A 25,653-nucleotide genomic window follows, 5' to 3' on the forward strand; every position below is an offset into this window, starting at 1 on the left:
GCACCCCCTTAATGCGCGCTGAATACGGATTTTGCAAGGCTTCCCGTTTTGAAAAGCGTAAAACACAAGAGGACGGTATAGCCCATGCAAGACCAGATCGCGCCGGATATGTCATCGGTTGCTGCGATTGTCTGTATCAAAACCGCATAAATACCGACGCACACAAGAATTAGAAAAGCCTGAAAACCGAGGGCAAGCAAGGATTTTAAGTAGTTCTGTCCCATGCCGCCCCATTCACGATTTACCATTGTCGCAACGGGGATAGGGGCGATACTCGTTACAAGGTATATTTCAATCATGCGCCCGTACACCACCAGCATGATACAGATAGACAACGCTTTCATGGTAAGCCCCACAAAGAGTGATTGAAACCATAGCCCCAAAAGCCCGCCGACGCTCATAGCGTCCAGCTTTGCTTCTATATCGGTGATAACGGTTGCAATATCTATGCTTGTGTCGGATATGATAACGCCCGCGCTGTCGTTGACGACGCTCTGTGTAATGTCAAATACGCCCATGACGATGTTCCAAGTATTTGTTACCAGCAGCACCGCAACAAAGGTTTTGAAAATCCACTTGAAGAAAATCCAAGTGTCGAGATCGTGCAGATTGTTTTTCTCAATTACAAGCTGGATTAGTTCGTAGCACATGACAAAGGTAATGATAACGCCCGCAATCGGCACAATGACGTTTTCCGATAGGCTGCGTATCATATTGAATATGCCCGCGTTCCACCCGGCGGGGGTTGTGCCGACTTGCGTTGCGATTTCTCCAACCTCTGTATTTACGCTGTCGAACAGCCCGGAGAGATTAGAGAGTATTCCGTCTGTCAAAATGCCGCGAAACCAATCTTCAATCATCTGCCATATCAAAAGCTAATCCCTCCTTTCCCGCGCCCTCCCGCGTGAAGCGGGAGAGCGCGGCGGGTAGTGTTAGTTTGTGGCATTATCCAAACAGGCCGGAGAGCAGCGGGACAAGGGTAAGGCCGATAAGGGCAACGCCGCCGCCCGCCATCAACTGTTTCATGCCCTGCGACTTCGCGCCGGGGTTATCGTTGCCGTACCCCTCCATGAGGTTAATGCCGCCCCAAATGCCAAGTCCTGCGCCAAGCGCGATTACCAAAGTCTGCAATACGTCAACTGCGCTGTTGAAAAAATCCATATAAACCTCGCTTTCTGCCGCTAAAACGGCTCAAAAAATGTTGTTGGAAATAAAAATGCCGCCGTTTTTATTCGGCGGCTGCGTCCTCGTCGGACAAATCTATTTCGTATATGTCAAAGGGTTCGTCGGGCTTTACGATTGCCGGACGGGTGGACATATACCGTTCAACGTCAAAAGCGTTTTTCTTGTCGAAGTCGGAAAGGTATTTGTAGTTCGGGTGCTGCGTTATATCGTACTTATCGCTGAAAAAGGGGCGCACGCCGCGCAACTGCAAAATACATTTTCCTCCGTCCATAACTGCGATTTCGTCCTGTGTCATCAACTCCTTTCCCAATTTCTGATAATTGAGGCCATGAGAAACCTGCGTGCCGCGATTTTCGGAAGTGTTGAAACTGTCGATTGTTTCACGTCCCAAGTTCTCCGAAATATCCTTTGCATTTTTCCCGCGCCCTCCCAAAAACAAGGTGCTGTCGGCATTGTCAAGTATGATTTCTGCCGCGTCCTTGTAAATGGCTTTTAGCTGGCTCTGCGATTGCAGAATGATAGAAGCCGAGATTTCCCGGCTGCGGATTGTGGCAATCAATTTTTCAAACTGCGGGATTTGTCCAATGTTTGCAAACTCGTCTAACAGGCAGCGAACATGAACCGGCAGCTTGCCGCCGTATTCGTCGTCGGCCTTGTCGCACAAGAGATTAAATAACTGCGATTGCAGCATAGCGATAACAAAATTAAACGTGCTGTCCGTATCGCTCATAATCAAAAACAAAGCTGTTTTTCTGTCGCCTAACGTGTCAAGTTCTAATTCGTCGTAGGACATAAGATCGCGCAATTCCTTTATATCAAAAGGAGCGAGCCTCGCACCGCAAGAAATGAGGATTGATTTTGCGGTTTTGCCCGCCGCCAATTTATATTTTCGGTACTGCTTCACCGCGAAATGGTCGGGGTCGCGTTCTTCCAAGTCGGCAAACAGCAAATCGACGGGGCTTTGATATTCCTCGTCGTCCTCGCGGGCTTCGCTGGCGTTGATAAGTTCCAACAGGGTAATAAAGTTCATTTCCTCGGCGGGGGCTTCGTACCAGATGTAGCCCACCAACGCGCAATACAAAAGCCGTTCTGCCTTTACCCAAAAATCCTCCGCGCTTTTTTCTCCCTCACCTTTGGTATTCGCTATCAACGTATTTACCAGCTTCAAAATATCTTTCTCGCTGCGGATATACACAAAGGGGTTGTAGTGCATAGATTTTTTGAAGTTAATCGTATTCAGTACCTTAATGCGGTAGCCCGCCCGTTGCAGCAGCTTCCCGCACTCAATCAAAACCGTACCTTTCGGGTCGGTTAAGACGTAAGAGGAATGAAGCTGCATTAGATTAGGTTTGACAAAAAATCTTGTTTTTCCGCTGCCGCTGCCGCCGATCACGACGACGTTCTTATTTCTCGCGTACTTCGGCTGCTTCGGGCGGCTGTTCATGGTAAGCCGTTCCGTCTGCGTCAAAATGATGTTGTTTTGGAAATCCGGGTCTATGTAGGGCTTTATATCTTCGGCGTTTCCCCATCGGGCAGAGCCGTACTCCGCGCCCTTGCGGTATTTCTTCGCGTTTTTCCCTTTGACATAGACTATCAAGCGGATAATCACCGCACCGACAATGCCGACAAGCAAATCCAACGGGTAAACGCTCGGCAAGGCGTTTTCAAAGGCTGCGGAAAATCCTTGTGTGATATTCAGTATCTTTGCAGAAATATCCGCGCCGGGGGCAAGCCGCACCGCCTGTCCGACTTTATCAAAGAGATAGACAAAGAACACATAGGGGATATTCGGAAGTATCAGCTTTTTGTAGTTGATCTGCTTCATATCTCGCGCCCCCTGTCCATTTTCTTTACCTTGTCGCGGGCGGCGTTAAGCTGCTTCGCCTTGTCCTTTGCAGCGGCAAGGGCTTTGCGGATAGAGGGCTTTTTCTCCCGGTTCAGCTTCTTTGCGGAAAACTCTTGAAACGCTGCGGTCATAACGTCCGCGTCCCGGCCTTTGAAAAACACAAGGTAACGGGTCTGCTCGCCCTTAACCTTTTTTAGCGAAAAATCTATGTTGTATTTCTTCGCCGTACTCTCAAAGGCTTTAATATTGCTGTCGGTGATCTCGATGTTGGAAACACCCGCGTTCTGCTTCATAAGCTGCCGCATGGTCTGTTTCCCATGCGCGGGTTTGCTTTTCTGCTCCAAAAACTTTTGGATTGCTTTCTGTAACGCCTGTTCGGTAAGCCGCGCCGCGCCTTTTCCCACTTTGACGTATAGGGCAATCGTTTTTTGGGTTACTTCCTCCTGCAAGGTATCAACTCCTTTCCCGGTAAAGTGCGGCTATGCTCATTCGCCGCCGTATAAGTCGTGATTGACAAGGGCGGTATAGTAGCTGTCAATGGTACTCGGCGCGTTGAACAGCACCGCTTTTAGATACTGCTTGATGTTGCGCACTTTGGTTGTGTTCTCCCTCATGCAATCCAAAACAAACTCAATATGGCTGCTGTTCAGCTTCAAAAACTTGGATTTCACCAATTCGGCGGGGTAGTCGTCCCCGGCAATACGGATTGTCTTTCGGGCTGTGCAGACGGTTTCCAGCATAAGGTCAACAATCTCGTCCAAACGGTCTTTGTCAATTTTGCAGTTTTGAATGAGATGGTCGTATTCGATATTGTCCTTGATAATCTCCCTGTAAATCTCTACTGCGCTATTGCTTTTCGCTTCCGTTCTTTTCCTTTCCGGCGGCGTAGCCGCTTCGCCATGCGCAAAGGGCAAGGGGTTTAGGGAATGGAAAGGAATGGAATCGGTACTTGATAAATCAGTAATTGATTGTTCTTTACTTAATATATCTTTATTTAATTGCGTTGGATTTTCCAACGTAGGTTTTTCCTGCGTAGGTTTTTCCAACGTTGGATTATCCAATGTTGGATTTTCCAATGTAGGTAAATCCAATATAGGCGGCTGTCCGCCGCTGGTAGCTGCTTCCGGCTCTCGCGGCTGCGGCTGCTCGTATATGACGTAATCTGCGCCCCGCAAGCGTCCCTTTTCGTCGCGCTCCCGGCTGCGCACGATATATCCGGCTTTTTCGAGTTCCTTTACCGCTTCGCGGATTGCGTCGATCTTCTCCCGGTTGATATGGGATAAGCCCGCAAGGGTATAATCCCAATCTTCGGGCAGCGAAAGCATTTGCGACAACAAGCCCTTTGCCTTTAAGGACAATTCCTTGTTTCGCAAGTGGTGGTTGCTCATAACGGTATATCCCGTATTTCGCTCCACTCTGAAAACTGCCATATTTCCTCACTTCCTCTCTTGGTATGCGTGGACAATTAGAAAGCCGTTTTCGGCTGTTTTGGTATTGCAATATGCCCTTTGCCGTTTTCGCGTCTGCAAAGCCGCATGGCACAAGGGCTTTTGCCCGTCTATTTGTCCATGCTGGCGTGCGTTTTCCGCGTCCTTTTGCCGGGGCAATAGGGACACTCTTTGAAAACGCAAAACTCATATTTCCACCCGGGGCGGTAGAAACGGCAAGTGCCGCAATCTTCATCATCTCCGGCACAACCGGATTGATAGCGGTCAAATCCCGGCTTCTGCTGCATGAGCAATTCAAACGCCCGCTGCTTGCCCTTTGTGAAATACATTCCGGCTGCACCTCCTTTCCTGCGGGCATAAAAAAACGGCGTTACTTTCTCCCCCAAAGGGGTTAAGGTAACGCCGTTTGTGTGCGTATTCAGTTTTTAACACATTCCCTGTCTATCCGCTGTCCGCAAAACCATTGATTTTATTAGCTTTTTGCCGCTATCGCTATCACACCTCATTATTCAACCGGCCCTCATATCTTTATAATTCTGACTGGACGGCTGACGGCCGTCTACGGCTGCAGTCCAAAGCTATTTGAGAAAAACTCATGTCTTTTCTGTTTCTCCGGCGTATCTTATAATATAACACTTAATTAGGAGACAGTATTTATGAAGCTTATATCACAGATGATCCATGCGGATATCGCCCACAAACATGGCTTCTTCGGGGATAAGATCGGAATCGCCTTTTTGGATACCGGTATTTCTCCCCATAAAGAATTTTATCCGGCTGATCAGCGGATCGCCGGATTTATAGATTATGTCCATCACAGAACATCACCCTATGACGACAACGGACACGGGACCCACATCACAGGGATCGCCGCGTCCGCAAACTTTGGCGTCGCGCCAAAATCACATATCATATCTATTAAAGTTCTAGACGCACTGGGAAATGGAAACCAGAGAACCTTTTTAAACGGCCTTTCCTGGATCCATCACTTTCACAAACAGTACGGCATCCGTATCGTGAACATTTCCATCGGCACTCCTGCCTCCGGCAGTGATGAGGCAGCCAATGCCATTGTGCAGCAGGTAAACCAGCTCTGGGATGACGGGCTTGTGGTCTGTATTGCCAGTGGAAATAACGGTCCTAGGGATGGTTCCATCACCGCTCCCGGCAACAGCCGCAAAATCATTACCATCGGCTCCAGCGATGATGCCGCCCGCCCTATGGGTTCCCAGCGCTTCGCAAAAAATTATTCCAGCCGGGGGCCTACGTCCTCCTGTGTCATGAAACCGGACGTTGTGGCTCCAGGAACAAATATTTATTCCTGCGGCTTAAACGGCGGGCACAGTATAAAAAGTGGAACTTCTATGGCCACTCCGGCAGTTTCAGGAGCCATCGCCCTGCTTTTGGAACGATATCCATACTACACAAACAAAGACGTAAAAATGAAACTGCGGTTCAATTGTGACAAGCTGTCCACGCCAAGAAACCATCAGGGCTGGGGACAGATCAATGTCCAGAAACTCCTGGATTTATAAAAGGAACTCTACCATCACTTGATTGCTCAGAAACAGGGCCTGTTTTGGAATCCAAATCCTGTCAGTATCCTGTTTCAGCAGTCCTTTTCTAGTAAGCTCGCGGATTGGTGTTCCGTAGACATCAAGAATGCTGATGCCAAACCGTTTTAGGAATGCTGTTTTTGTGATCCCCGTGATCATCCGAAGGCCTAAAAACATATACTCTTCCATCTCTTCCTTCCGGGAAAGCATTTCTGCTTCGGCGAAATATCTGCCATGATCCTGGATGAAAAGATATTCATCCATACAGGAAGGATTTGAAAAACGTTTCCCCTCAAAATAGGAGGATGCAGCAAGTCCAAGTCCCAGGTACGGAGTTCCAGCCCAGTAACCGCAGTTGTGCCTGCACTCAAAATCTGGCCTTGCATAATTGGACAGTTCATACCGTCTGTAACCAAAAGTGTCAAGCAGTTCCCCGGTTCTCTCATACATGGCTGCATCCTCATCCTCTGAGGGCAGAAGATCCCCGATCCCTTTCTCTTCATAAAAGGGGGTTCCCTCTTCTATGATCAGGCTGTAGACAGATATATGTTCTGGGTTCAGCTTTGCGGTCTTTGTAAGGGTCTGTTCCATGGTTTCCATCGTCTGAAGAGGAAGCGCACTCATGAGATCCACATTGATATTCTCAAATCCGCATTCTCTTGCCATATGAAATCCTGAGACAAAGTCCTCGAAGCTGTGTATCCTTCCCAAGATCTTTAACTCTTCTTTTCTTGCACTCTGGAGTCCGAAACTGATCCGGTTGATGCCAGAACTTTGGTATGTCTTAAGCTTTTCTTTTGTGACCGTGCCAGGGTTGGCCTCTATGCTGCATTCCATGTCCCTGGTACAGGAAAAAGAACCTCTGACGGTATCCATCAAAGATTCTATCTGTTTTGCCGGGACCAGGGAGGGGGTTCCCCCTCCAATAAATACCGTGCTCACCGTCCGGTCCGGATAACGATCTCCCCAGTAACGGATTTCCTCTTTTAGTTTGTCCATATATCGTTTGATCTGTCCATCTCCAGCAGGAAACGAACAAAAGTCACAATAATTGCATTTTCTTTTGCAGAACGGAATATGGAGATACAGTTCTATTTCTCTAGTCTTCATCTAACTTCAGCACGCTCATAAACGCTTCCTGAGGGATTTCAACATTTCCCACCTGTCGCATCCGCTTCTTTCCCTGTTTTTGTTTTTCGAGAAGCTTTCGTTTTCTGGAAATATCACCGCCGTAGCACTTGGCCAGGACATCCTTCCTCATGGCTTTAACTGTCTCTCTAGAAATGATCTTACTTCCCACTGCCGCCTGGATCGGGATCTCAAATAAATGCCTCGGTATTTCCTCTTTTAATTTTGAACACATCTTTCTTCCGCGCTCATAGGCTGTCTCAGCGTGGACGATAAAGGACAGCGCGTCCACCTCTTCTTTGTTGATCAGGATATCCAGTTTTACAAGCTCTGACTGCTGGTATCCCTTCATCTCATAATCCAATGATGCGTATCCCCTGGAACGTGATTTCAGAGCGTCAAAAAAGTCATAGATGATCTCATTGAGCGGCAGCTCATACCTTAAGACAGCTCGTCCTTCCTCGATATACTCCATTCCGATATACACGCCTCTGCGCTCCTGGCAGAGTCCCATAATAGCTCCCACATAGTCAGATGTCACCATGATCTCCGCAGATACGATGGGTTCTTCCATATAATCGATCTGGGACGGGTCCGGAAGGTTGGACGGGTTTGTCAGCTCAATCATCGTTCCGTCCGTCTTGTACACCCTGTAGACAACACCCGGCGCAGTGGTCACCAGATCCAGATTGTATTCTCTCTCCAGGCGCTCCTGGATGATCTCCAGATGCAGAAGGCCTAAAAATCCGCACCTAAACCCAAATCCGAGAGCCACCGATGTCTCAGGCTCAAACTGCAGGGATGCGTCGTTTAGCTGCAGTTTTTCCAGGGCATCCCTGAGATCCGGGTACTTGGCTCCGTCTGTGGGATAGAGTCCACAGAACACCATAGGGTTTACCTTTTTATATCCCGGAAGCGGCTCAGCACAAGGGTTGTCCGCATCTGTGATCGTATCTCCCACTGTTGTATCATGGACATTCTTTAAACTGGCTGTCACATATCCTACCATGCCGGCGCTCAGCTCTTCTGCCGGAATGTACTGACCCGCACCGAAAATCCCTACTTCTACCACCTCTGCCACTGCGCCCGATGCCATCATCTTCATCTTTGTTCCCGGCCGGATGGTTCCCTCTTTGATCCTTGCAAATATAATGACACCCTTGTAGGCATCATAGATGCTGTCGAAGATCAGGCCCTGTAGAGGTCCCTCAGGGTCCCCGGACGGCGCTGGGATCTTAGCTGCGATCTGCTCCAGCACATCTTCTATGTTGATGCCGTTTTTAGCTGAGATCAGAGGTGCATCCTCAGCCTCGATTCCAATCACATCTTCGATCTCAGTCTTCACTCTCTCCGGCTCTGCACTTGGAAGGTCGATCTTATTGATGACCGGCATGATCTCCAGATCATGATCCAGAGCCAGATAAACATTGGCCAGAGTCTGTGCCTCAATGCCCTGTGCGGCATCCACCACAAGGACAGCCCCCTCGCAGGCCGCCAGGCTTCTGGAAACCTCATAGTTAAAGTCCACATGTCCCGGTGTATCTATCAGGTTAAAAATATACTCTTCTCCGTCTTTCGCCTTATAGACGATGCGGACAGCCTGTGATTTGATGGTGATCCCCCGCTCCCGCTCCAGGTCCATATTGTCAAGCACCTGTTCCTGCATCTCCCGGTCCGTGAGGGTTCCTGTTTTTTGAATGATCCGGTCCGCCAGCGTGGACTTTCCGTGATCTATATGCGCAATAATACAAAAATTGCGGATTTTACTCTGATCGACTGCCATAGATTCCTCCTGTTACAAATAAAGATATTCGATTCAGTATAGCAAAAAAAAGGCTGAAAGTCCATTTCAACCTTTTTCTTTCCTAAAACGTTTCCAGATAGATGGTTTTTGAATGCTTTGTAGCAAAATCGTTGTATCTCCAGTTGATCCTGACAAAGTTTTCTCTGACGCCGGAGCATTGATTCTGCTTCAGGCACTGGTAGCTGTAATCTGAGAACTTATTGTATATAGTCTTATATCCGCTTCCCGGCCCTTTGTTCTTCCAGGCCATAAACTGGATGGCACGGTCAAAATTCACCAGTTTATTGTCCTTGATGACCGGATAGTAAACGCCTGATCCCAGGATCGCACGGTAATTTCCTTTTTTTGTTCCAGAGATGACATTGCCGGTGATCTTTGCCGACTTCCAGTTCATCATGCGGATGGCATCCTTCTTCATGCCCTTCATAGTACAGTTGCTGATGGTGATATTGGTGTGGTATTTGCCGCCGCTGTACTTATGGGTGCCGATGGACCTTCCCATATTGCTGAAATAACACCGGTCGATGGTCACGTTCATGTTCGGTGTCTTATCGTACTTGCTCCACGGCTGTGACCATCCCTTAGTGGCTTTATCCGGCGTATCCAGATTGATCGCTTCCTTGACCATGTCTCCTTTGGCGTTGGAAAAACTGCAGTTGGTCACCGAAGAATTCTGGTTGGCATCCATCTCAATAAAGTGTCCGTTTTTCATATTACGGAACTTAATGTTATTGATCTTGATGTTCTTATTATGTCCGGCTATGATTGCAATGCCTTTATTAAAATACTTCAGGTCAATGGTCACATTGCCCTGCCCTTCAAACGTAACATTCTTGGTTCCGTTATATTTGCCGTATACCTTCTTTTTCTTGCTCTTGCTGGGCTTTACCAGCTGGAAGATGGAGGTAGACGGTTTCAGGCTTCTTGCCCCGGTCTTGGAACCTTTCTTGATCACTACGCCGTCCTGGAAGATGATCTTTACATTGGACGGCACAAACACTGCGTTAGTGTATGTATAGGTACCCTTCTTGAAAATGATTGTTCCGCCCTTGCTCTTCTCAAGCGATTCCAGCCGGTCTCTCAACGTGTAATAGTTCTTTGTATACTTCGTATACTTGTTGGACTTGAGATAATTTTTCTTTTTTGGCTTTGACTTTGGCGTGATGGTGTAAGTTTTTCCTTTTGCTTCTACCTGCTTTACCTGCTGTACTGATTCCGGCAGCCCGGGAGCTGCCAGGAGGCCGGTGACAAGTGCTGCCCCTGTAATAAATTGTATCCATTTCTTATTCATATGTATCTCCCTTAATCTTACTGTTTTGTCTGTTTTATTATAGCACATTCTCTATGGAAACAATACATCATTTAGAATTTCTGCCAGCGGTTTCATTGCATTCTTTGCCTGCTTCACCGTGTTATTCTGGGCTCCCAGCTCGATCAGAAGACTCCTGCCTCTGTAGTGCAGATTGTACCGGTATCCTTTGATGTAAATCTTTCTTGTAAGTCCGGGATATTTCTTCATCGCCTCCGCCTGGAGCTGCAGACTGAATGCCAGGTTTGTTTTTTTATTTGGATTTTTCAGGTATTTGATATCTCCGTTTTTGGCAGTACGGCTGATACCATTAAAGAACATAAACTGGGCCATCTCCACCCCGTTTTGTTTTGTCACAAGCTTTGTGCTTTCTTTCACACCGTCCCGGTGCAGATCGATCACCACCTGGATGCTCGGATACTTCTTCAGATATTTTTCTACGGCTGCGGCCGCATAATAATATGCTTTGGACCGGTCTTCTTTTCCGTTCTTTACATCATAAATTCCCCTGTCGTGGATCACCTTGATCCCATACTGCTCTTCCAGGAGTTTTGTAAGAACATCTCCGGCTCCGATGACAGTGTCTGACTTTTCTCCTTTCCTGCTGTCCTTGTACGCTTCGCTGCCGTGAGTATGAAAAATCAAGATCTGCGGTTCCTTGGATTTTTTCAGGGAAAGGTCCTTATTTAAAAGAACCTTTCCGTTGATCTCACTGTTGGTAACCATGGTAGTGCTGTCTACCTGGTAAATATATTTTCTTAAATAATTGGGATTGTTCCATTTCTTGCTGTTAAACACCGTCTTCTTGACCGGCACCTCTTCCACATGGACTCCGCTCTGCTCGTTTCCCTCCAGGTCGTAGAACTGATTGGTCACCAGATCGGAACTTTTGACCTGGGAATAATTTTCACTGAAACAGATGGACGGGACAATGTCATTCCTGTAGGTCGTTATGATCTTATTGAGCACCGACCCGTAAATCGGCTGTCCGCCGCTGTGGTAGGACGGGACCAGTTCATTCACCGCTTTTAGATAATAGTTCTGGACCGCAGTGGACACCATGTCCGGATGCCCAGAAAAATAGCGGATTCCCATGATGATGAAGACAGCAAACAAAACACATCCTGCTGCTCTTTTCTTTTTCCCCATATCATCATTTTATTCAGCTTTTATATGATTATGCAGTAAATGATTAATTCCCTCGGAAATCGTATAGCTGATGCGCTTGATAGATTCATCAATGTTTTTTGGTGTCACATGCATGGATGCAAAGTCTTCATCCAGCATCTCCAGGATATCCCCATTGTCTGTTTCATTTCCCACAATATCACTGATGATAGCAGGCACTGAAATGACCGTCGGAACTCCAATGGCAAGGACTGGGATCCCCACTGTTTTCTCTGTGATCTCATTTCGGTGATTGCCCACTCCAGACCCAGGCGCGATACCGGTATCACTGATCTGGATGGTTTTATTAAGCCTGGATGAACTCCTGGCCGCCAGGGCGTCCACAACGATCAAAAGATCCGGTTTGATCTTTTCTGCCAGCGCTTCCAGTACTTCCGACGTCTCAATGCCTGTCTGTGCCATCACTCCAGGGGCAATGGCGCTCAATTCTATGGCATCCTTTAAATACCCCTCTCTTTTCAGATGGCGGGTGATCCAGAGATTACCCACCACCTTTGGGCCCAGAGAATCCGCTGTCACATCAGAATTGCCAAGTCCCGCCACAAACACCTTTGCATTTCTTGGGATCATCTCTTTTAAATTCAGGTACAGTGCCTCGCTCATCTCTTTGTGGTAGCTTCCGTCGTTGGCTGACAGATCCTTCGTCTCTATGGTAATATACTGGCCCATAGGCTTTCCGAGCACTTGTTCGCCTTCTTTATCTTTTATGGTAATCCTTGTCTCCCTGATATGATTGGAAGCATCAATCCTAGTCTTCATGGAGACACCTTTTAATTTGGACTCTTCCTCTGCTTCTTCCTTCAATTCTAACGCTAAATCTGTTCTGTTCTGCATCCTATTCTCCTTTCTTCCTGTCCTTAGTATGAAAAGAAACCAAAAAAATATGTAAAAACAGGTAACTTTGCATTGACAGAACGGATAGATTTCTATAAAATAGAGAAGTATGTTTATAGAAGCTATACCGTGTCTCGCTTCGATATAAACACCGAACGAAAAGATAAGTACAATTATTATATGGAGGTGCCCACATTGGCAAATATTAAATCTGCAAAGAAGAGAATTCTTGTAATCAACACAAAAACAGAAAGAAACAAAGCGATCAAAACGAAAGTGAAAACATATATTAAAAAAGTAGAAGCAGCTGTCGCAGCAGGAGATAAAACTGCAGCAAATGAATCTTTAACAGCATGCATCTCAGAGATCAATAAAGCAGCATCCAAAGGAATCTACCACAAGAACACTGCTGCAAGAAAAATCTCCCGTTTAACAAAAGCTGTCAACAACGTAGCTTAATTTAAAAATACCGCAAAAAAAGAGCCAACCGTCAGCTCTTTTTTTATTGCTTAATATGATCCTAAAACATCACAGCAAAGACTAAGATAACTCCCCACAGAACCAGAAGGATGCCAATCACTCTGCAGATCAAAGAACAAGTTTTGATAGGCGTGGTAAAAAACGTCTCAAAGGAAAGCATGGGATAAGGAAAGATCAAAAATGCAGTACCTGCAAGGATTTGTCCCAGATATGCGCCGAGCATTCCCAGTCCACCCTTTCCAAACAAGGCGCTGGCCAAAAACCCCAGTCCTCCGGCAAAGATCATCAGAAACATCGGAAGTTTATATTTTTTATCCTGCCGGACGTAACGTTCCATCCTGATTTTACAATCCTGTCCACATACATCAAACTCTCTTGTATGTGCTTTTGCTTTCATCGGATCCCCCGGTAATCTTTTCCCGCAGTAAATGCACTTTTCCATGCCTGGCACCCCCTTCTTATTTTGTACGGTAAGTCTTAAATGCATGCAGTACAGCACCAATTTGTTCATCTGTCAGCAATACTGGACTTCCCAGCGCTTTTGCCCCACAATATAGTCCGGCAACGAATTCGATCTGCTGTGCAGTATCAAACGCATAAGAAATGGTTTCCCCGACAGACAGCAGTCCGTGGTTGCCAAGGAGACATGCGTTACCTTCTCCCATAGTCTTTAGAGCCGATTCTGCCAAGTCCCATGTCCCGAACTGCACATATTCAGAACACGGCACCTCTTTTCCGGCATAGGCAGTCTCATAGTGCAGAGGTGGAATGCTCCAGTTCAGACAGGAAAGCACTGCGGCGTAATGTGAATGAGTATGTACCACTGCCCTCACATCCGTTCTGTTCAGGTAAAAAATCCGGTGCATATCCAGTTCACTGGAAGGTTTTCTTTTTCCATCAGCCACCGTGCCGTCCAAAGACAATACGACCACATCTTCCGGCATAGTTCTTTCATAGTCCAGGCCGCTTGGGCTGATAGCCATGAGATGCTCTTCTTCATTATATATGCTGATGTTTCCAAAGGTACCTTCAACTAATCCCGCCCCTTCCAGTTTCTTTCCGTACTCAACAATAGACTTCCTTTCCTTTTCTAATATCATAACATCTCTCCTAATATCCCAGTTCTCTTCTGTTGACAACTCTTCCGTATGTTCCGCTTTCCACCATATGATCGATCTCTTTCATCAGCAGATACGGTGATCTAGGAATCGCATCCACCGTTGTGCCTGCCAGATGGGGTGTTACCAGAACATTTTTACATTGTAGCAGAGGATCCTCTTTCTCGATCGGCTCTGTCTCAAAAACATCCAGCGCTGCCCCGAGGATTTCTCCATTTTTTAATGCTTCAGCTAATGCCTTCTGATCTGCCAGGCCCCCTCTGGCTGTGTTGATAAAATATGCCGTCTTTTTCATCTTACGGAAATAATCTCTGCCGAAAAAGGCCTGGTTTTCCCTGGTCAAACGCATATGCAGACTTACAATATCTGATACTTCTAATACTTCGTCGATGGATTCCGCAATTTTAATATCTGGAAATTGTTTTGAAAATTCCTTTAAGTCCATGTACGGATCATACATAACCACCTGTACATCAAGTGCCCTCAGTTTCCCTGCCAATGCACTGCCAACGTTCCCGGCACCGAGCAGTCCGACCACATGCTGGTCTAATGTCTTAAAGTGATCTGAATTATAAAATGTCTTTTTCCACCGCCCTGCTTTTAATGCACAAAAGGAATCTGATATTCCCCTTGTGACCGAAAGCATCAGACCAAGGGCAAAGTCCGCCACCGGTTCTGCATTCCGGATGACATTCACCACCGGAATCTTACTTTTTGACGCTTCCTCCACACAGATGTGTTCCAGCCCTCCCCTGCATGTAAAAATTGCTTTTAATCTGGATGCTTTTTGAATAAGTTCTTTTGGTACCGGGCAAAAATGCGTCACCAGGACCTCAATGGATCCGATGTCCTGTTTCAATTCCGGCACATAAGGGACTGCATCCGGGCCTTCCCGCTCAATATGTTGCTGTCGTCTTGTAAATTCCTGCCGGTCATGGCTTCCCCAAAAGTATTTTTTTATTTCAGAGGTCCGGAGGCTGCTGTTTTCCAACGCATCCGCCATATCTTCAGGGTCAACAAAAACATCTCCTATCACTGCAGCTTTCACCGGATGCAAAAATAGTTCTTTCATAAATAATCACTCCTTGGAATAGTTTTCTGCGCAACTCTCCATCCAGTCGGTAAATCTTCCTCTGTTCTTTTTAAATATATAATACAGAACAAAATACACAGAGACTGCCACAGCGATTAAAATAGGATTCTGGCTCCAAAATACATAAAACAAGCCTGCAATCAGTGGATGACACATGATCCCGAAACTGGTAATAAAAACTCCGGTCTGGTCAAGCTGGAATCCAGCTTTTAACGCAACCTCTGTAAATGTAGGTGCAAGCTGTGAACAGATCACCATTCCCAGGCTGAACCATATGGCTCCCATAACAATGGTCTTGGCTATATTTCCATTGGACACGCAGCAGAACACTTCGATCATATATGGCAGGGCAACCAGATCCGCCATTGGAAGCACTTGATTTCCCGGCAGGACAAAAGCCAGACCTAACATGATCGGTATCAGGATTACACCTGCAACCAGAGTATTGGGTTCTCCATAGCCGACTGCATCATTGACAGACAGATACCATTCACGCCCCTCCCCTTTCTGTACCGCCTTTTGTTTGTATGCGTCTGTGAGACTGGTGAATGCATTGGCAAAGATACCCGCCACCTTCGGAAAAACTGCCATGATCGCTGCCGTGGACACTGCCGCCGATGAAATCGTTCCCCACGCCTGTAATGTGCCCAGAGCATTAAAGTTTCCTATGACCGCGATCACCGCTCCGACGATCAGCCCGATAAACATGGGCTCACCGAACAGTCCCAGTTTTTTTTGCAGACTTTGGGCATTGATTTTGATCTTGTCAAATCCTAGTTTTCCGAGAAGCAGATTCATGCCCACCGCAAACGGAAAGGATTCCAAATGGTGGGGTGCCGTCATACAGCAGTTAGGATATTGATAGTAGGTAGACCACCGCTTTGCGCATGCCTCAGAGAACAACAGTATATAAAGCAGCTGGGCCACCATGAGTCCCAAGGACAGCCAGAGATTCTTTGTCAGTATGTATAACATGGATCCCCATACCATAAAGGAATAATTATTCCACAGGTCGGAAGCCATAAAGACGTCCGTCCATTTTGTCACAAAGAGAACGATCTGTATTAAAATTGCGATCCCGATAAAAATCAGCCCTATATTTGTGGAGTATGCAATGACCGATGTGGACTGCCATCCCATATCCAGCACCGGCAGATTCACACCGGCATTCTTGACCATCTGGTTCACCACCGGTGAGATCACACCGCTGTAGCTGTTGATGACCAGATTAAATCCTGTCAGTCCGACGGCACATAACAGCGCGGATTTGAATGCTTTGTTAAAAGGCAGTCCCATAATCTTGGCGATGATAAAAAGCATGACCGGAACAAAAACCGCAGCGCCCAGAGTTGAAAATACATTACTTAATGTTTGAAAAAAAGCTGCCATATTGATATCCTTTCTTTTCTAAAAATTTCGTTATTTGTTGTCCAAGATCTTCAGACATTCCTCTATTACCTGATTTTCCGACATCCCCGTGAGCATGCCGACCGCATTGACTTTCGGTATGCCAAAGTCTTGATACACCGGGCTTACGCACGCGATCAGATCATAGGTGTCACCGGAGAGCGCTGTCTCAACACCGTTGGGACTCGTCTCCACCGCATGCACTTCCCATCCTCTTTCGTTCAGCTGCTCCGTGATCTTCCCCGCCACCATGGCAGAACTCACTGTTCCCGATCCGCACACGCATAAAATTTTACATTTTTTCATCTATGATACTCCTTTCTTTTATCAATCCTCATTCACCGATATATTTTGCTGCCACCTGATAAAGTTGCTCCGCATCCTGGGCATCTTTGAATTTCTTCGCAATCTCCGCGTTTTGAAATACTTTCAGCACTTTTTGCAATGTTTCCATATGTTCATCCGGGTTTAAGATCGCCATCATAAACAGCAGCTCCGCCTCTACCTGTTTTTCAGGCTCTCCCATATGGCAGAATGTTACCGGCCGTGAAAGCTTTACGACACATACCCCCGATCTGGACACATGCGGCGGATCTGTGTGAGGCATTGCCACCCCGATGCCGTCCAGCTGCAGTCCTGTGGGGAATCTTTCTTCCCTCGCCACCACTGCGTCAACATAACTGTCTTTGACAAAACCATTTTCATAAAATAATGCCCCGGCTTTTCTGATTGCCTCCTCTGAATCCCGCGCTTCCATATTCACCGCGGTCAGCTCCCTGAATACTGTCTGCATTCTTTTTCCTTTCTTCCATGTCCTGGTGTATAATTTTATCTTTCCAAATCTTTATTCCTTATGTTATATTTAACTTAACAACGAAACCTGATGTATGGTTTCATTTCAGAAAGGAATTATAAATGGAAAATCACAACGATTTGCTCGTCCATATATCTCAGCTCTATTATCAACAAAACTTAAGCCAGAATGAAATTGCCAAGATCATCGGTATTTCCCGCCCCACAGTGTCAAGACTTCTCGACGAAGCGCGCCAGACCGGCGTTGTGGAAATCATTGTCCATGACCCCATACGCAAAAATCCCGATCTCTCCATTGAGGTCCGCAAAAAATTTGATCTGCGGGAGGCAGTGATCATCTCCGGGAATTTCAAGCATGATATCGCCATGGAACGCTGTGCGCAGGTTGCCGCCCAATTTCTGTCCGGCATACTGGAGAACAATATGTCCATAGGATTTTCATGGGGACGTGCCATCACCGCTGTATGCAATGCCATCAAACCAAAAGAATATTACAATGTGACCGTGGCACAGATGGCAGGATGCCTGGCAACCGGCAATCCACACCTAGACGGTATGGAACTTGCCATGGATGTGGCAAGAAAGTTCAACGGCACATATACAAATGTGGTCTCTCCTGTATTCGTAGACCATCTGCTGGTCCAGAATGCTCTTCTGGCCACACCGCAGATTAAAAAGGCTCTTGATATCGCTTCCAATCTTGACATTGCCCTCACTGGAGTGGGTACATTCAATGACAAAAACAGCACATTGCTGCTCTCCGACTGCTCCACGGAGGAAGAACGGGCAGAAGCTATCCAAAACGGCGCCGTAGGCCACATCCTCGCACGCTTCATCGACAAAGACGGAAAAGAAGTCTTCTTTCCGAACCATTATCCAATCACAGTACCTCTGGATGCACTGAAAGTCCCAAAATGGTCCATCGGGATAGTGGTCACCTCACAAAAAGCAGAAGCCACCCTTGCAGCCATACGAGGCGGTTATATCAACAGCTTGATTGCCGATGAACCTCTGGCTCTGGAATTATTGAAATTAGCCGAGACATTAGAATGATGCTATTCTAATGTCTTATCTATATATATCACCCCTTTCGCCCCTTCTCCCCGGACCGCTTTTTCAAATCCTTCTTTCCAATTCTTTAGGGATACCATAGCAGTCACCATATATTCCGGAACAATTTTGCCCTCTGCAAGCATCTGGATCGATGTTCTCCAAGAACTCGGTTTTTGGCTTCTGGATCCCACATAGACAATCTCTTTGTTCAGGATCAGATCAGCCCGTATCGCTTCCTTTGCATTGGGAAAGACCCCCATCTGAACTACAGTTCCTTTTCTCTTCACAAGCTCCAGCGCCTTGTTTAAGGCCGGCACCGCCCCGGAACATTCAAAACATTGATCCGCCCCATCTCCTTTGGTCATTTTCATGACGATGTCATTCAAATCTTCTTTCGTCTGGTCAACCGTGCGGTCAATCCCGGACTTAGCGGCAATTTCAAACCTTTCCCTGTCGTTGGGCAGCCCTGCCATGATGACAGATGCGCCGCATCCCTTCGCAACCTGTGATACCATCTGGCCGATTGCTCCGGCACCGAATACCACACATACATCCCCCTTTCCTACATTCCCTTTTTCTATCACTGCATGAACTCCGCAGGCCAGTGGTTCAGTCAGAGAAGCGGATAATAAACTCACATGATCCGGCAGAACATGCACACTTTCTTCCCTGCTCAGCAAAAATTCTGCCATAGATCCATTTACCTGGGTTCCCAGCCCCTGCCGTTCTCTGCACAAATTATAATCTTTGCTTTTACACATAGCACAGGTACCGCAGGTTTTATATGTAGTTTCACTGGTTACCCTGTCACCGATTTTGACTTTTGTTACATCCGGTCCCACTGCCGTGACGATCCCCGAGAACTCATGACCGAGGATCACAGGTGTCCTTGTACTGGGATACTCCCCTTTGTAAGCGTGCAGATCGGTGCCGCATATACCGGAGTAAGCCACCTTGATCTTCACCAGGTCATTAACTGCCGCCGGCTCATCAATCTCTTGATACTCCATTTTGTCAAAACCGTCTGCGGTTTTTACGACTGCTTTCATTGTTGTGTTTTACCTCCTTTTATTTTACATTTGTTCACTTTTAAGAATTTTTGTAATATGATAATAGCATTGTTTTCCCATGAATACAATCTTTTTTCTTTTATTTTTTTCTGATAATTGTTATTTTGTATAATTATCTCAATAATTCTCAGACCTATTTGTGCATATTTTAGAAAAAACCAGATTGACATATGTTTATACCAGTGAGATACTGGTTATATCATTTGTTCATCTTTAAGAAATAATGTATCATATCATTTGTTGAAATCGAAAGGAGCTTCTAATGAGTCAAAAAGCTACAGTGGATGAAATACAGAAAACTGCGGACAGTATCCGCAGACAGATTTTAAAAACCGCCCTGGATAAAGGCGGCTGTTATCTGGCACAGGCTTGTTCCTCCGCGGAACTGGTGGCCAGCCTCTATATGGAAATCATGAACCTGGGACCATCTGCCGGCGAATGGGAACCCATTCCCTTTCCGGGCGTACCTGGTCCCGGCAATATGAATTATCAGCGGGGAGCTGCCTATCACGGGGTACCTGCTCCTGACAAAGACCGATTTTTTGTATCCTGCTGCCATTATGCATCCGTTATCTACTGCGCACTGGCTGCAACCGGACGGATTTCTCCCGACTGTATGGAAAAGTTTAATGTGGACGGGTGGAATATGGAAATGATCGGAGCCGAGCATTCCCCAGGGTTTGAAAACACTGCAGGATCCCTGGGACAGACGGTGTCCATCGCAGCCGGCACCGCACACGCCAGAAAAATGAAAGGTGAAACCGGCAAAGTATTCTGCCTGCTCGGAGACGGAGAACTGCAGGAAGGACAGCTCTGGGAATGTATCCAGTCTGCCTCCTATTTTAAATTAGATAATTTTATTGTCCTGGTGGATGCCAACGGCCAGCAGGTAGAAGGTGCCACAGACCATCAGACAAATGTTGAACCTATGACTGACCGGTTTGAAGCTTTTGGAGCCGTCTGCGTCTCCTGTGACGGCCATGATATCCAGGCTGTCATTGATGCGGCGTCAAAGACCCCGCACAAAGATAAACCACTTGTTGTCATCGCCAGAACCAACGGAACAACTGGTATCCCGCCGCTTCAAAAAAGATGGCCGTTTTTACATTTTGTACGGATCAAGGAAGATGAGCGGGATGAATTCATAAAAATATATGAGGAATTATAGAAAGGAGTGCCAATATGAAAATTGAAGTCAATACACACGAAAAGTCTATGCTGGCGTTCGCCGAAAAGCATCCGGAAACACTTGTGTTATCGGCAGATCTTGGAACATCATGTGAAGTCAAAAAGTTCAGGGCGCAAAAGCCGGAATCTTATTTAACGATGGGAATCGCGGAACAAAATATGTGTTCCTGGGCTGCAGGGCTTGCCAGAGAGGGATACCGCCCGTTTTTACATACCTTTGCGGTATTTTTGTACCGCCGCATTCTGGACCAGCTGGAGATGAGCGTGGCCTATCCAAATCTCCCAGTTGTTTTTGTAGGATTCGTTCCCGGCATCACAACTCCAGGCGGGGTAACCCATCAATCCATCAATGATGTAGCTACCCTGCGGTCTGTTCCCAATATGGCTATTTTTGATATCGGGGATGCCACAGAAATTGAAGGGGTCCTGGATCTTGCATATGAATGGAACGGCCCCGTCTATATCCGTATGCTCCGCAAGGAGGTCCCCAGATTGTTCCCTGCCAACGAACCGATGCAGTTTAATCATGCCCGGGTGCTGTCCGAGGGAGATGACGTAGTGATTTTTTCTTCCTCCATCTGTACGGAGGAAGCCATGAGAGCCACTGCCGCCCTGAAAGAAAAAGGAATTTCTGTCCAGCACATGCACATATCAACGTTAAAACCCTTCACAGATCCCAGCGTAACGGCCGCGATCAAAAAAGCGAAGTACGGGGTTGTAACCATTGAGAACCATTTGACCACTGGCGGTCTGGGAACCGCTGTTGCCGATGTCATCGCGGAGAATGGTCTTGGCAAGAGGCTGATAAAGATCGGCCTAAAGAGCTATCCCCACGGAGCCTCTAAGATGTATCTGATGAAAAAATACGGAATTGATGCCATGAACCTGGTCTATGCCGTTGAAGATCTGACAGGAAAAAAGCTGAATCTAAACGAATCCGATTTGGAGGACGTCCGGTTTGTGGATTTCCTGGAAGTTTAATTTGCAAAGGAGCACCTAATGTTTTTAGAAGAGAAAAAGAGAATCATCGAAGCAGGAATTAAATTAGACCGGTACGGTCTCATCTCGTTGGCAGGAGGAAACATCAGTACCAAAACAGATACAGGTGAAATCCTCATGACACCTTCCGGCATGATTTATGAAGATATGGAACCTGATGATGTGCTGGTCATGGATCTTGAGGGGCACATCATAGAAGGGACCAACAAACCATCTTCCGATATGGACGGAATTTTATATATTTTCAGCCGCCGGCCTGACATTTATGCGGCAATCCATACCCATCAGCCATATGCAACGGCTATTTCTTTGATCCAGAATGAATTCCGGGCGGATCTTACGACACTGGGGAATGCGTGCGGCGGTAATGTGAAAGTGACTCCTTACAGTTCTCCCGGCTCCACAGAAATGGGAATGGATACGGTAGAGTATCTGGGAGAAAGTCTCGCTGTTATTTTAGCCCATCACGGTGTGATGACCGTGGGAAAAAGCTTAAAACAGGCATTGACCGCAGCCGTCTATCTTGAAGAGACCGCAAAGGCATATCTCGCGGCAAAAGCATGCGGACCAACAAAGGAATTAAGCGATGCCCAGATCAGGCAGACGGTAGAAATCTATAAGTATGTAGGACAGGGGACGTCTCAAATGCCAGAGGGCTTAACGGACCGGATCAGTTGATCCAATATCCAGCCAAAAAGCCGGGAAAACGTAATTCTTTTTAGAATTTACGGTTTCCCGGCTTTCATTCGATCTATTATACCCATAGGACACACCGTGTTTTATACCATTCGGCTCTTAGGTAGTGTCTGCTGGATAAGGATGACAGCGGAACAGAAGGCACCACTACGATAGTTTTTCTCTATTATCGGAAGGAGGCCTTTCCAGAGCCGACTGGAGATAATGGAGAAAAACTCATTATCTGCTGAACTCAACCAGCAAAAGTTCCACTCCGATCCGGTCTCCTATCTTTCCAGTCTTAATCCCCTCGTCAGTGGCCGCGCATTTCTTTATCATCGTATACAGTTCTTCCTTTTGAAACAGACGGACCTGCTGTTTTAGCTTTCCTGCCACAAAAGGCGGTACTTTTAATTCCTTTGCCATCTCACTCTGGGATTTTCCGGCCGCGGCAAGAGACTGGGTCTGTAACAACTGGTTACACTGTCTTACTAAAAGGGCAAGAATACCGAACGGTGATTCTTTTAATTCAATCAAATCATAGTAGAGCTTTAATACAGTGTCCCTCTGCTTCTTCGCAATAGCCTCCAGCATGACAAAGATCTGATTGGTCGTCTGGGAGGTGGTAAGGGCTTCCAGATCCGCAGCAGTTATGACTTCCCGGCCCCGGGTATAGTCGATCAGCTTTACGATCTCATTTTTTATGGTAAACATATCATGCCCCGTCTTATAAAGAAAAAGCTGAAGATCCTTCTGGGTCATTTTCCTGCCTTCCTTAGCAAGCATCTGGGCAATCCATAGAACCAGTTCTTTTTCCTTCGGCGTCTCAAAGGCTACTGCACACCCCTCTTTGTTGATGTACTTATAGATCTTGGATCTTTTGTCTGCCTCATCCTCTATGATCAGAAGAATGGTAGACTCAGGGATATCCTTCAGCGCTTTTAAAAAATCTTCATTGCTCTTTTTCCCAAGTTCCGTCTGATCCAGCACGATAAGACGGTGGTCATTAAAAAACGGCATGGTCTGCATAAGCTCCAGGATTTCCGGAAGATCTGCCTTTTTCCCCTCAAAATAAGAATAATTCATCGTATCTTCCGCGGGAATCAGAGCTTTTTTTAATCTGTCTCTCGTCTGGGCAAGCAGATACTTTTCTTTTCCATAAAACAGATAAAGATTCTGATAATTTTGTTCTTTTATATGTTCCAATACTCTTTTCATGGTCACAGTCTCTCTCTTCCGTTATATTCAATACACAATGCCGTAAGCTCCGCGAGCATGGCCTGCCCTTCATCCTCTTTCCTGAAAGCCAGATAAAGAGTCCTCTCATTCTGCTCGAGATCTAAATAAAAGATCAGGAGGTTTCCTTTTTTTGCTTCCTCCTCCACAGCTTTCAGAGGCATGACAGCGATTCCCATCCCCATGCTCACCGACCGCTTCATAATCTCTTTGTCGTGGATCTTTGCCGCCACATGCAGAGTCTTTAAGTCGATGCCGTGTTCTTCTAAAAAGCGGTCCTCATCTTCCTCCGTGTCATCGGTCAGTTCCCTTAAGATAAACGGTTCCCTTAGGAGGCCCTCCAGGGTATATCCATTTTCCAGCAGGTTCCGATACCTCTCACGGTTGGGGGCGATCACCACCTGCTGGTCACAGCCGTACGGAATGAAGGTAAGCTCCGGCACATCTTCGTGCCTCCCCAGAAATCCAAGATCCGCTTCTTTTGTAAGGAGCATCTCCACCGTCTTTGCACTGTTCTTCTGAATCAGGGCAATATCTGTATCTCCATGCAGTTTTTTGAACTTCTCTAAAATGTCCGGCAGAACATACTGGAGGGCAACAGAATCCCCTGCCAGCACAAGGGATGTCTTCTCATCCCCGGAACGAATAAACTCTTTATATGCTTCATTCCTTAAATCCAGCATCTTTTTGGCATATCCGTATAGCTTTTCTCCCTCTTCTGTAACCTCCACATGCTTTGTTGTCCGGTCAAACAGCCTGCAGGATAGTTCCTGCTCCAAAGACACCACATGGGCACTGACCGTAGGCTGGGACAGAAACATCTCTTTTGCGGCCTTAGAAAAGCTGTGATGCTGCACTACATTTACAAATGCCTCTAGCTGTCGAAACTCCATGTCTTTACCTCACTCTGCCGTAATATTCCATCAGTCTCACATAATCCTGGGGCGTGTCCGTATCCAGCATACAGCCCGGGTCATCCTCCACAGTCACCAGAACCGTGGATTCTAAAAATTGCAGGAGCGCCCGCCTCAGCCCTCCACTTCCCCGGAACTTTAAAAGATAAGGAAAACACTCACAGGAGATCACCGGAGGATGGATTCTCCTCCCCTCTTTGACAGGAATCACAACCAAAGGCGCCGCTGCCTCAAACCAGGCAAAAAGCGTCTCATAAGTTCTCCCGGAGATCATAGGCATATCTCCTGGCACGACCACAGCGCCGTCAAACGACAGGGCCTGTGCCAAACCTAGCTGCACTGACTGCATCATATCACCGTGCTCAAAATTCTGATTATATACAAACTCTACTCTTTCAAGACCGGAAAGCTCCTCTTCAATCTCTTTGCTCCGGCATCCAACAACCACTATGACCTTACAAACCCCGGCATCCAGAAGACTTACTACCGTGGCCCTGATAATGGTGCTGTCTCCAAATGGGAGCAGCGGCTTAAAGGCTCCCATCCTCCGGGAAAGACCTGCACATGGGACGATGCCGGCAAATTTCTTCTTTTTATTCATTTTCTTATTATATCAATTTTAGAACGTAAAAACCAGAACATCCTGCTCTAAATGAACAGGTATTATACGGATCAGACATTTATAAATCAATAAAATAATTTTGTATACTCGGTCTGTGTATCCGCTATATGATAAATATATACAGTTTTATCAATCTTGCGGTAAATCGCCACCTGTTTTTCGCAGATGATCATACGGTATCCCCGTTCATTCAGCCATTTATCCGGGGTCAAAGACCCCGAATCAGGATATGATTCCAGCCTTTCAATCGTATTCAAAATATGATCGCTGACTTTTAACGCTGTTCTAACATCAAATTGTAGTATATACCAATCTTCGATACGTTTTAAATCTTCCCACGCTGTTGGAAGAATCCCAACTTTATAATGCATCAATCCGATCCCTCAATCTCTTTCTCGCCTCTGTGACGCTGAGTGTTTCTGCGCCGCTTAGACGTTCCAGTTCCGCCTGCAATACTTTTTCCCGAAGATCCAGCATCTGTTCTCTCTTCTCAAAGGCATCAATATTCATAAATACTCCATCACCTTCGCCGTTTCGTGTAATATAAATAGGTTCTTTTGTTTCTTTTGCCATATCAGAAATAGATGAATAATCATTTCTCAATGCAGCGGATGCTTTTATAATCATTTTTCACACCTCCATATCTATAATTTGATATAATTATATCAAATTATAGATATGGAGTAA

The 25,653-nt window shown here is 46.5% G+C and carries 29 protein-coding genes; 6 read left to right on the forward strand and 23 right to left on the reverse strand.

Annotation, left to right across the window (positions count from 1 at the left end):
- Positions 1-8: 8 nt before the first annotated feature.
- The 6 genes from AR1Y2_RS10260 to AR1Y2_RS10285 all read right to left on the reverse strand — a co-directional run bounded on the left by AR1Y2_RS10260 (position 9) and on the right by AR1Y2_RS10285 (position 4,808).
- The gene (locus AR1Y2_RS10260; protein ID WP_003502113.1) at positions 9-860 is read right to left on the reverse strand and encodes a VirB6/TrbL-like conjugal transfer protein, CD1112 family; all 852 of its coding nucleotides are present in this window, start codon (positions 858-860) and stop codon (positions 9-11) included.
- Between the two features lie 85 nt (positions 861-945).
- Complete coding sequence (locus AR1Y2_RS10265; protein ID WP_002604482.1) at positions 946-1,161, reverse strand: Maff2 family mobile element protein; 216 nt, start codon at positions 1,159-1,161, stop codon at positions 946-948.
- A 67-nt stretch (positions 1,162-1,228) separates the two neighbouring features.
- Complete coding sequence (locus tag AR1Y2_RS10270; RefSeq protein ID WP_002604483.1) at positions 1,229-3,010, reverse strand: VirD4-like conjugal transfer protein, CD1115 family; 1,782 nt, start codon at positions 3,008-3,010, stop codon at positions 1,229-1,231.
- The gene (locus AR1Y2_RS10275; protein ID WP_002604484.1) at positions 3,007-3,480 is read right to left on the reverse strand and encodes a PcfB family protein; all 474 of its coding nucleotides are present in this window, start codon (positions 3,478-3,480) and stop codon (positions 3,007-3,009) included. Before AR1Y2_RS10275 ends, AR1Y2_RS10270 begins: the two co-directional genes overlap by 4 nt.
- Before the next feature lie 36 nt (positions 3,481-3,516).
- Positions 3,517-4,461 carry a DUF6017 domain-containing protein gene (locus tag AR1Y2_RS10280; protein ID WP_002604485.1) on the reverse strand — a complete coding sequence of 315 codons (945 nt, stop codon included), beginning with the start codon at positions 4,459-4,461 and terminating at the stop codon, positions 3,517-3,519.
- A gap of 128 nt (positions 4,462-4,589) precedes the next feature.
- On the reverse strand, positions 4,590-4,808 hold the full coding sequence (locus AR1Y2_RS10285; protein WP_002604486.1) for a hypothetical protein: 219 nt from the start codon (positions 4,806-4,808) through the stop codon (positions 4,590-4,592).
- A gap of 327 nt (positions 4,809-5,135) precedes the next feature.
- On the opposite strand from AR1Y2_RS10285, the gene AR1Y2_RS10295 reads away from it, so the two are divergent.
- Positions 5,136-6,014, forward strand: coding sequence for a S8 family peptidase (locus AR1Y2_RS10295; protein WP_137328863.1), 879 nt, complete (start codon positions 5,136-5,138; stop codon positions 6,012-6,014).
- Here AR1Y2_RS10295 and hemW read toward each other — a convergent pair.
- The 5 genes from hemW to gpr all read right to left on the reverse strand — a co-directional run bounded on the left by hemW (position 6,009) and on the right by gpr (position 12,298).
- The gene (gene hemW / locus AR1Y2_RS10300; RefSeq protein WP_137328864.1) at positions 6,009-7,145 is read right to left on the reverse strand and encodes a radical SAM family heme chaperone HemW; all 1,137 of its coding nucleotides are present in this window, start codon (positions 7,143-7,145) and stop codon (positions 6,009-6,011) included. The two genes, AR1Y2_RS10295 and hemW, sit on opposite strands and share 6 nt — an antisense overlap.
- Positions 7,135-8,946 carry a translation elongation factor 4 gene (gene lepA / locus AR1Y2_RS10305; protein WP_137328865.1) on the reverse strand — a complete coding sequence of 604 codons (1,812 nt, stop codon included), beginning with the start codon at positions 8,944-8,946 and terminating at the stop codon, positions 7,135-7,137. The genes hemW and lepA overlap by 11 nt, the downstream gene beginning before the upstream one ends.
- A gap of 82 nt (positions 8,947-9,028) precedes the next feature.
- Positions 9,029-10,258 carry a right-handed parallel beta-helix repeat-containing protein gene (locus AR1Y2_RS10310; protein WP_137328866.1) on the reverse strand — a complete coding sequence of 410 codons (1,230 nt, stop codon included), beginning with the start codon at positions 10,256-10,258 and terminating at the stop codon, positions 9,029-9,031.
- 51 nt (positions 10,259-10,309) lie between these two features.
- Entirely contained in the window at positions 10,310-11,425 is a 1,116-nt protein-coding gene (spoIIP, locus tag AR1Y2_RS10315; RefSeq protein ID WP_137328867.1) for a stage II sporulation protein P, read from the reverse strand.
- Between the two features lie 9 nt (positions 11,426-11,434).
- Complete coding sequence (gpr, locus tag AR1Y2_RS10320; RefSeq protein WP_137328868.1) at positions 11,435-12,298, reverse strand: GPR endopeptidase; 864 nt, start codon at positions 12,296-12,298, stop codon at positions 11,435-11,437.
- Between the two features lie 195 nt (positions 12,299-12,493).
- Here gpr and rpsT point away from each other — a divergent pair, with 195 nt between their 5' ends.
- On the forward strand, positions 12,494-12,757 hold the full coding sequence (gene rpsT / locus AR1Y2_RS10325; protein ID WP_330554859.1) for a 30S ribosomal protein S20: 264 nt from the start codon (positions 12,494-12,496) through the stop codon (positions 12,755-12,757).
- A gap of 61 nt (positions 12,758-12,818) precedes the next feature.
- Here rpsT and AR1Y2_RS10330 read toward each other — a convergent pair whose 3' ends face one another.
- Genes AR1Y2_RS10330 through AR1Y2_RS10355 form a run of 6 tightly spaced genes read right to left on the reverse strand, consistent with a single transcriptional unit; the run spans position 12,819 to position 17,189 of the window.
- Positions 12,819-13,220 (reverse strand): hypothetical protein, encoded by a 402-nt coding sequence (locus AR1Y2_RS10330; RefSeq protein WP_137328869.1) that lies wholly within the window; start codon positions 13,218-13,220, stop codon positions 12,819-12,821.
- A gap of 16 nt (positions 13,221-13,236) precedes the next feature.
- On the reverse strand, positions 13,237-13,878 hold the full coding sequence (locus AR1Y2_RS10335; RefSeq protein ID WP_137328870.1) for an L-fuculose-phosphate aldolase: 642 nt from the start codon (positions 13,876-13,878) through the stop codon (positions 13,237-13,239).
- Positions 13,879-13,888: 10 nt separating this feature from the next.
- The gene (locus AR1Y2_RS10340; protein WP_137328871.1) at positions 13,889-14,968 is read right to left on the reverse strand and encodes an NAD(P)-dependent oxidoreductase; all 1,080 of its coding nucleotides are present in this window, start codon (positions 14,966-14,968) and stop codon (positions 13,889-13,891) included.
- Positions 14,969-14,974: 6 nt separating this feature from the next.
- Complete coding sequence (locus AR1Y2_RS10345) at positions 14,975-16,378, reverse strand: PTS galactitol transporter subunit IIC (RefSeq protein WP_137328872.1); 1,404 nt, start codon at positions 16,376-16,378, stop codon at positions 14,975-14,977.
- A gap of 30 nt (positions 16,379-16,408) precedes the next feature.
- Positions 16,409-16,702: a PTS sugar transporter subunit IIB gene (locus AR1Y2_RS10350; RefSeq protein WP_137328873.1), complete on the reverse strand. Its 294-nt coding sequence runs from the start codon at positions 16,700-16,702 to the stop codon at positions 16,409-16,411.
- 28 nt (positions 16,703-16,730) lie between these two features.
- Positions 16,731-17,189, reverse strand: coding sequence for a PTS sugar transporter subunit IIA (locus tag AR1Y2_RS10355; RefSeq protein ID WP_137328874.1), 459 nt, complete (start codon positions 17,187-17,189; stop codon positions 16,731-16,733).
- Positions 17,190-17,311: 122 nt separating this feature from the next.
- Between AR1Y2_RS10355 and AR1Y2_RS10360 the strand changes: the two genes are divergently transcribed.
- Positions 17,312-18,262, forward strand: a complete 951-nt coding sequence (locus AR1Y2_RS10360) for a sugar-binding transcriptional regulator (protein WP_137328875.1) — start codon at positions 17,312-17,314, stop codon at positions 18,260-18,262.
- Between the two features lie 2 nt (positions 18,263-18,264).
- Here AR1Y2_RS10360 and AR1Y2_RS10365 read toward each other — a convergent pair whose 3' ends face one another.
- The gene (locus AR1Y2_RS10365; RefSeq protein WP_137328876.1) at positions 18,265-19,311 is read right to left on the reverse strand and encodes a zinc-binding dehydrogenase; all 1,047 of its coding nucleotides are present in this window, start codon (positions 19,309-19,311) and stop codon (positions 18,265-18,267) included.
- A 283-nt stretch (positions 19,312-19,594) separates the two neighbouring features.
- Here AR1Y2_RS10365 and AR1Y2_RS10370 point away from each other — a divergent pair, with 283 nt between their 5' ends.
- From AR1Y2_RS10370 to AR1Y2_RS10380, 3 genes are read left to right on the forward strand one after another with little or no spacing between them, the layout of a single operon-like run.
- Complete coding sequence (locus AR1Y2_RS10370; protein WP_137328877.1) at positions 19,595-20,500, forward strand: thiamine pyrophosphate-dependent enzyme; 906 nt, start codon at positions 19,595-19,597, stop codon at positions 20,498-20,500.
- A 14-nt stretch (positions 20,501-20,514) separates the two neighbouring features.
- Entirely contained in the window at positions 20,515-21,501 is a 987-nt protein-coding gene (locus AR1Y2_RS10375) for a transketolase family protein (protein ID WP_137328878.1), read from the forward strand.
- A gap of 18 nt (positions 21,502-21,519) precedes the next feature.
- Positions 21,520-22,197 (forward strand): class II aldolase/adducin family protein, encoded by a 678-nt coding sequence (locus AR1Y2_RS10380; protein WP_137328879.1) that lies wholly within the window; start codon positions 21,520-21,522, stop codon positions 22,195-22,197.
- A gap of 237 nt (positions 22,198-22,434) precedes the next feature.
- On the opposite strand, the gene holA is transcribed toward AR1Y2_RS10380, so the two are convergent.
- From holA to AR1Y2_RS10405, 5 genes are all read right to left on the reverse strand, one after another.
- On the reverse strand, positions 22,435-23,412 hold the full coding sequence (holA, locus tag AR1Y2_RS10385; protein ID WP_137328880.1) for a DNA polymerase III subunit delta: 978 nt from the start codon (positions 23,410-23,412) through the stop codon (positions 22,435-22,437).
- A gap of 2 nt (positions 23,413-23,414) precedes the next feature.
- The gene (locus tag AR1Y2_RS10390) at positions 23,415-24,323 is read right to left on the reverse strand and encodes a selenium metabolism-associated LysR family transcriptional regulator (RefSeq protein ID WP_137328881.1); all 909 of its coding nucleotides are present in this window, start codon (positions 24,321-24,323) and stop codon (positions 23,415-23,417) included.
- Positions 24,324-24,327: 4 nt separating this feature from the next.
- Positions 24,328-24,945: a nucleotidyltransferase family protein gene (locus AR1Y2_RS10395; RefSeq protein ID WP_137328882.1), complete on the reverse strand. Its 618-nt coding sequence runs from the start codon at positions 24,943-24,945 to the stop codon at positions 24,328-24,330.
- Between the two features lie 86 nt (positions 24,946-25,031).
- On the reverse strand, positions 25,032-25,337 hold the full coding sequence (locus AR1Y2_RS10400; protein WP_137328883.1) for a type II toxin-antitoxin system RelE/ParE family toxin: 306 nt from the start codon (positions 25,335-25,337) through the stop codon (positions 25,032-25,034).
- Positions 25,327-25,593, reverse strand: coding sequence for a type II toxin-antitoxin system Phd/YefM family antitoxin (locus AR1Y2_RS10405; protein WP_137328884.1), 267 nt, complete (start codon positions 25,591-25,593; stop codon positions 25,327-25,329). The genes AR1Y2_RS10400 and AR1Y2_RS10405 overlap by 11 nt, the downstream gene beginning before the upstream one ends.
- Positions 25,594-25,653: the final 60 nt, after the last annotated feature.

It is taken from the genome of Anaerostipes rhamnosivorans, from assembly GCF_005280655.1.
GTDB classification, from domain to species: Bacteria; Bacillota; Clostridia; order Lachnospirales; family Lachnospiraceae; genus Anaerostipes; species Anaerostipes rhamnosivorans.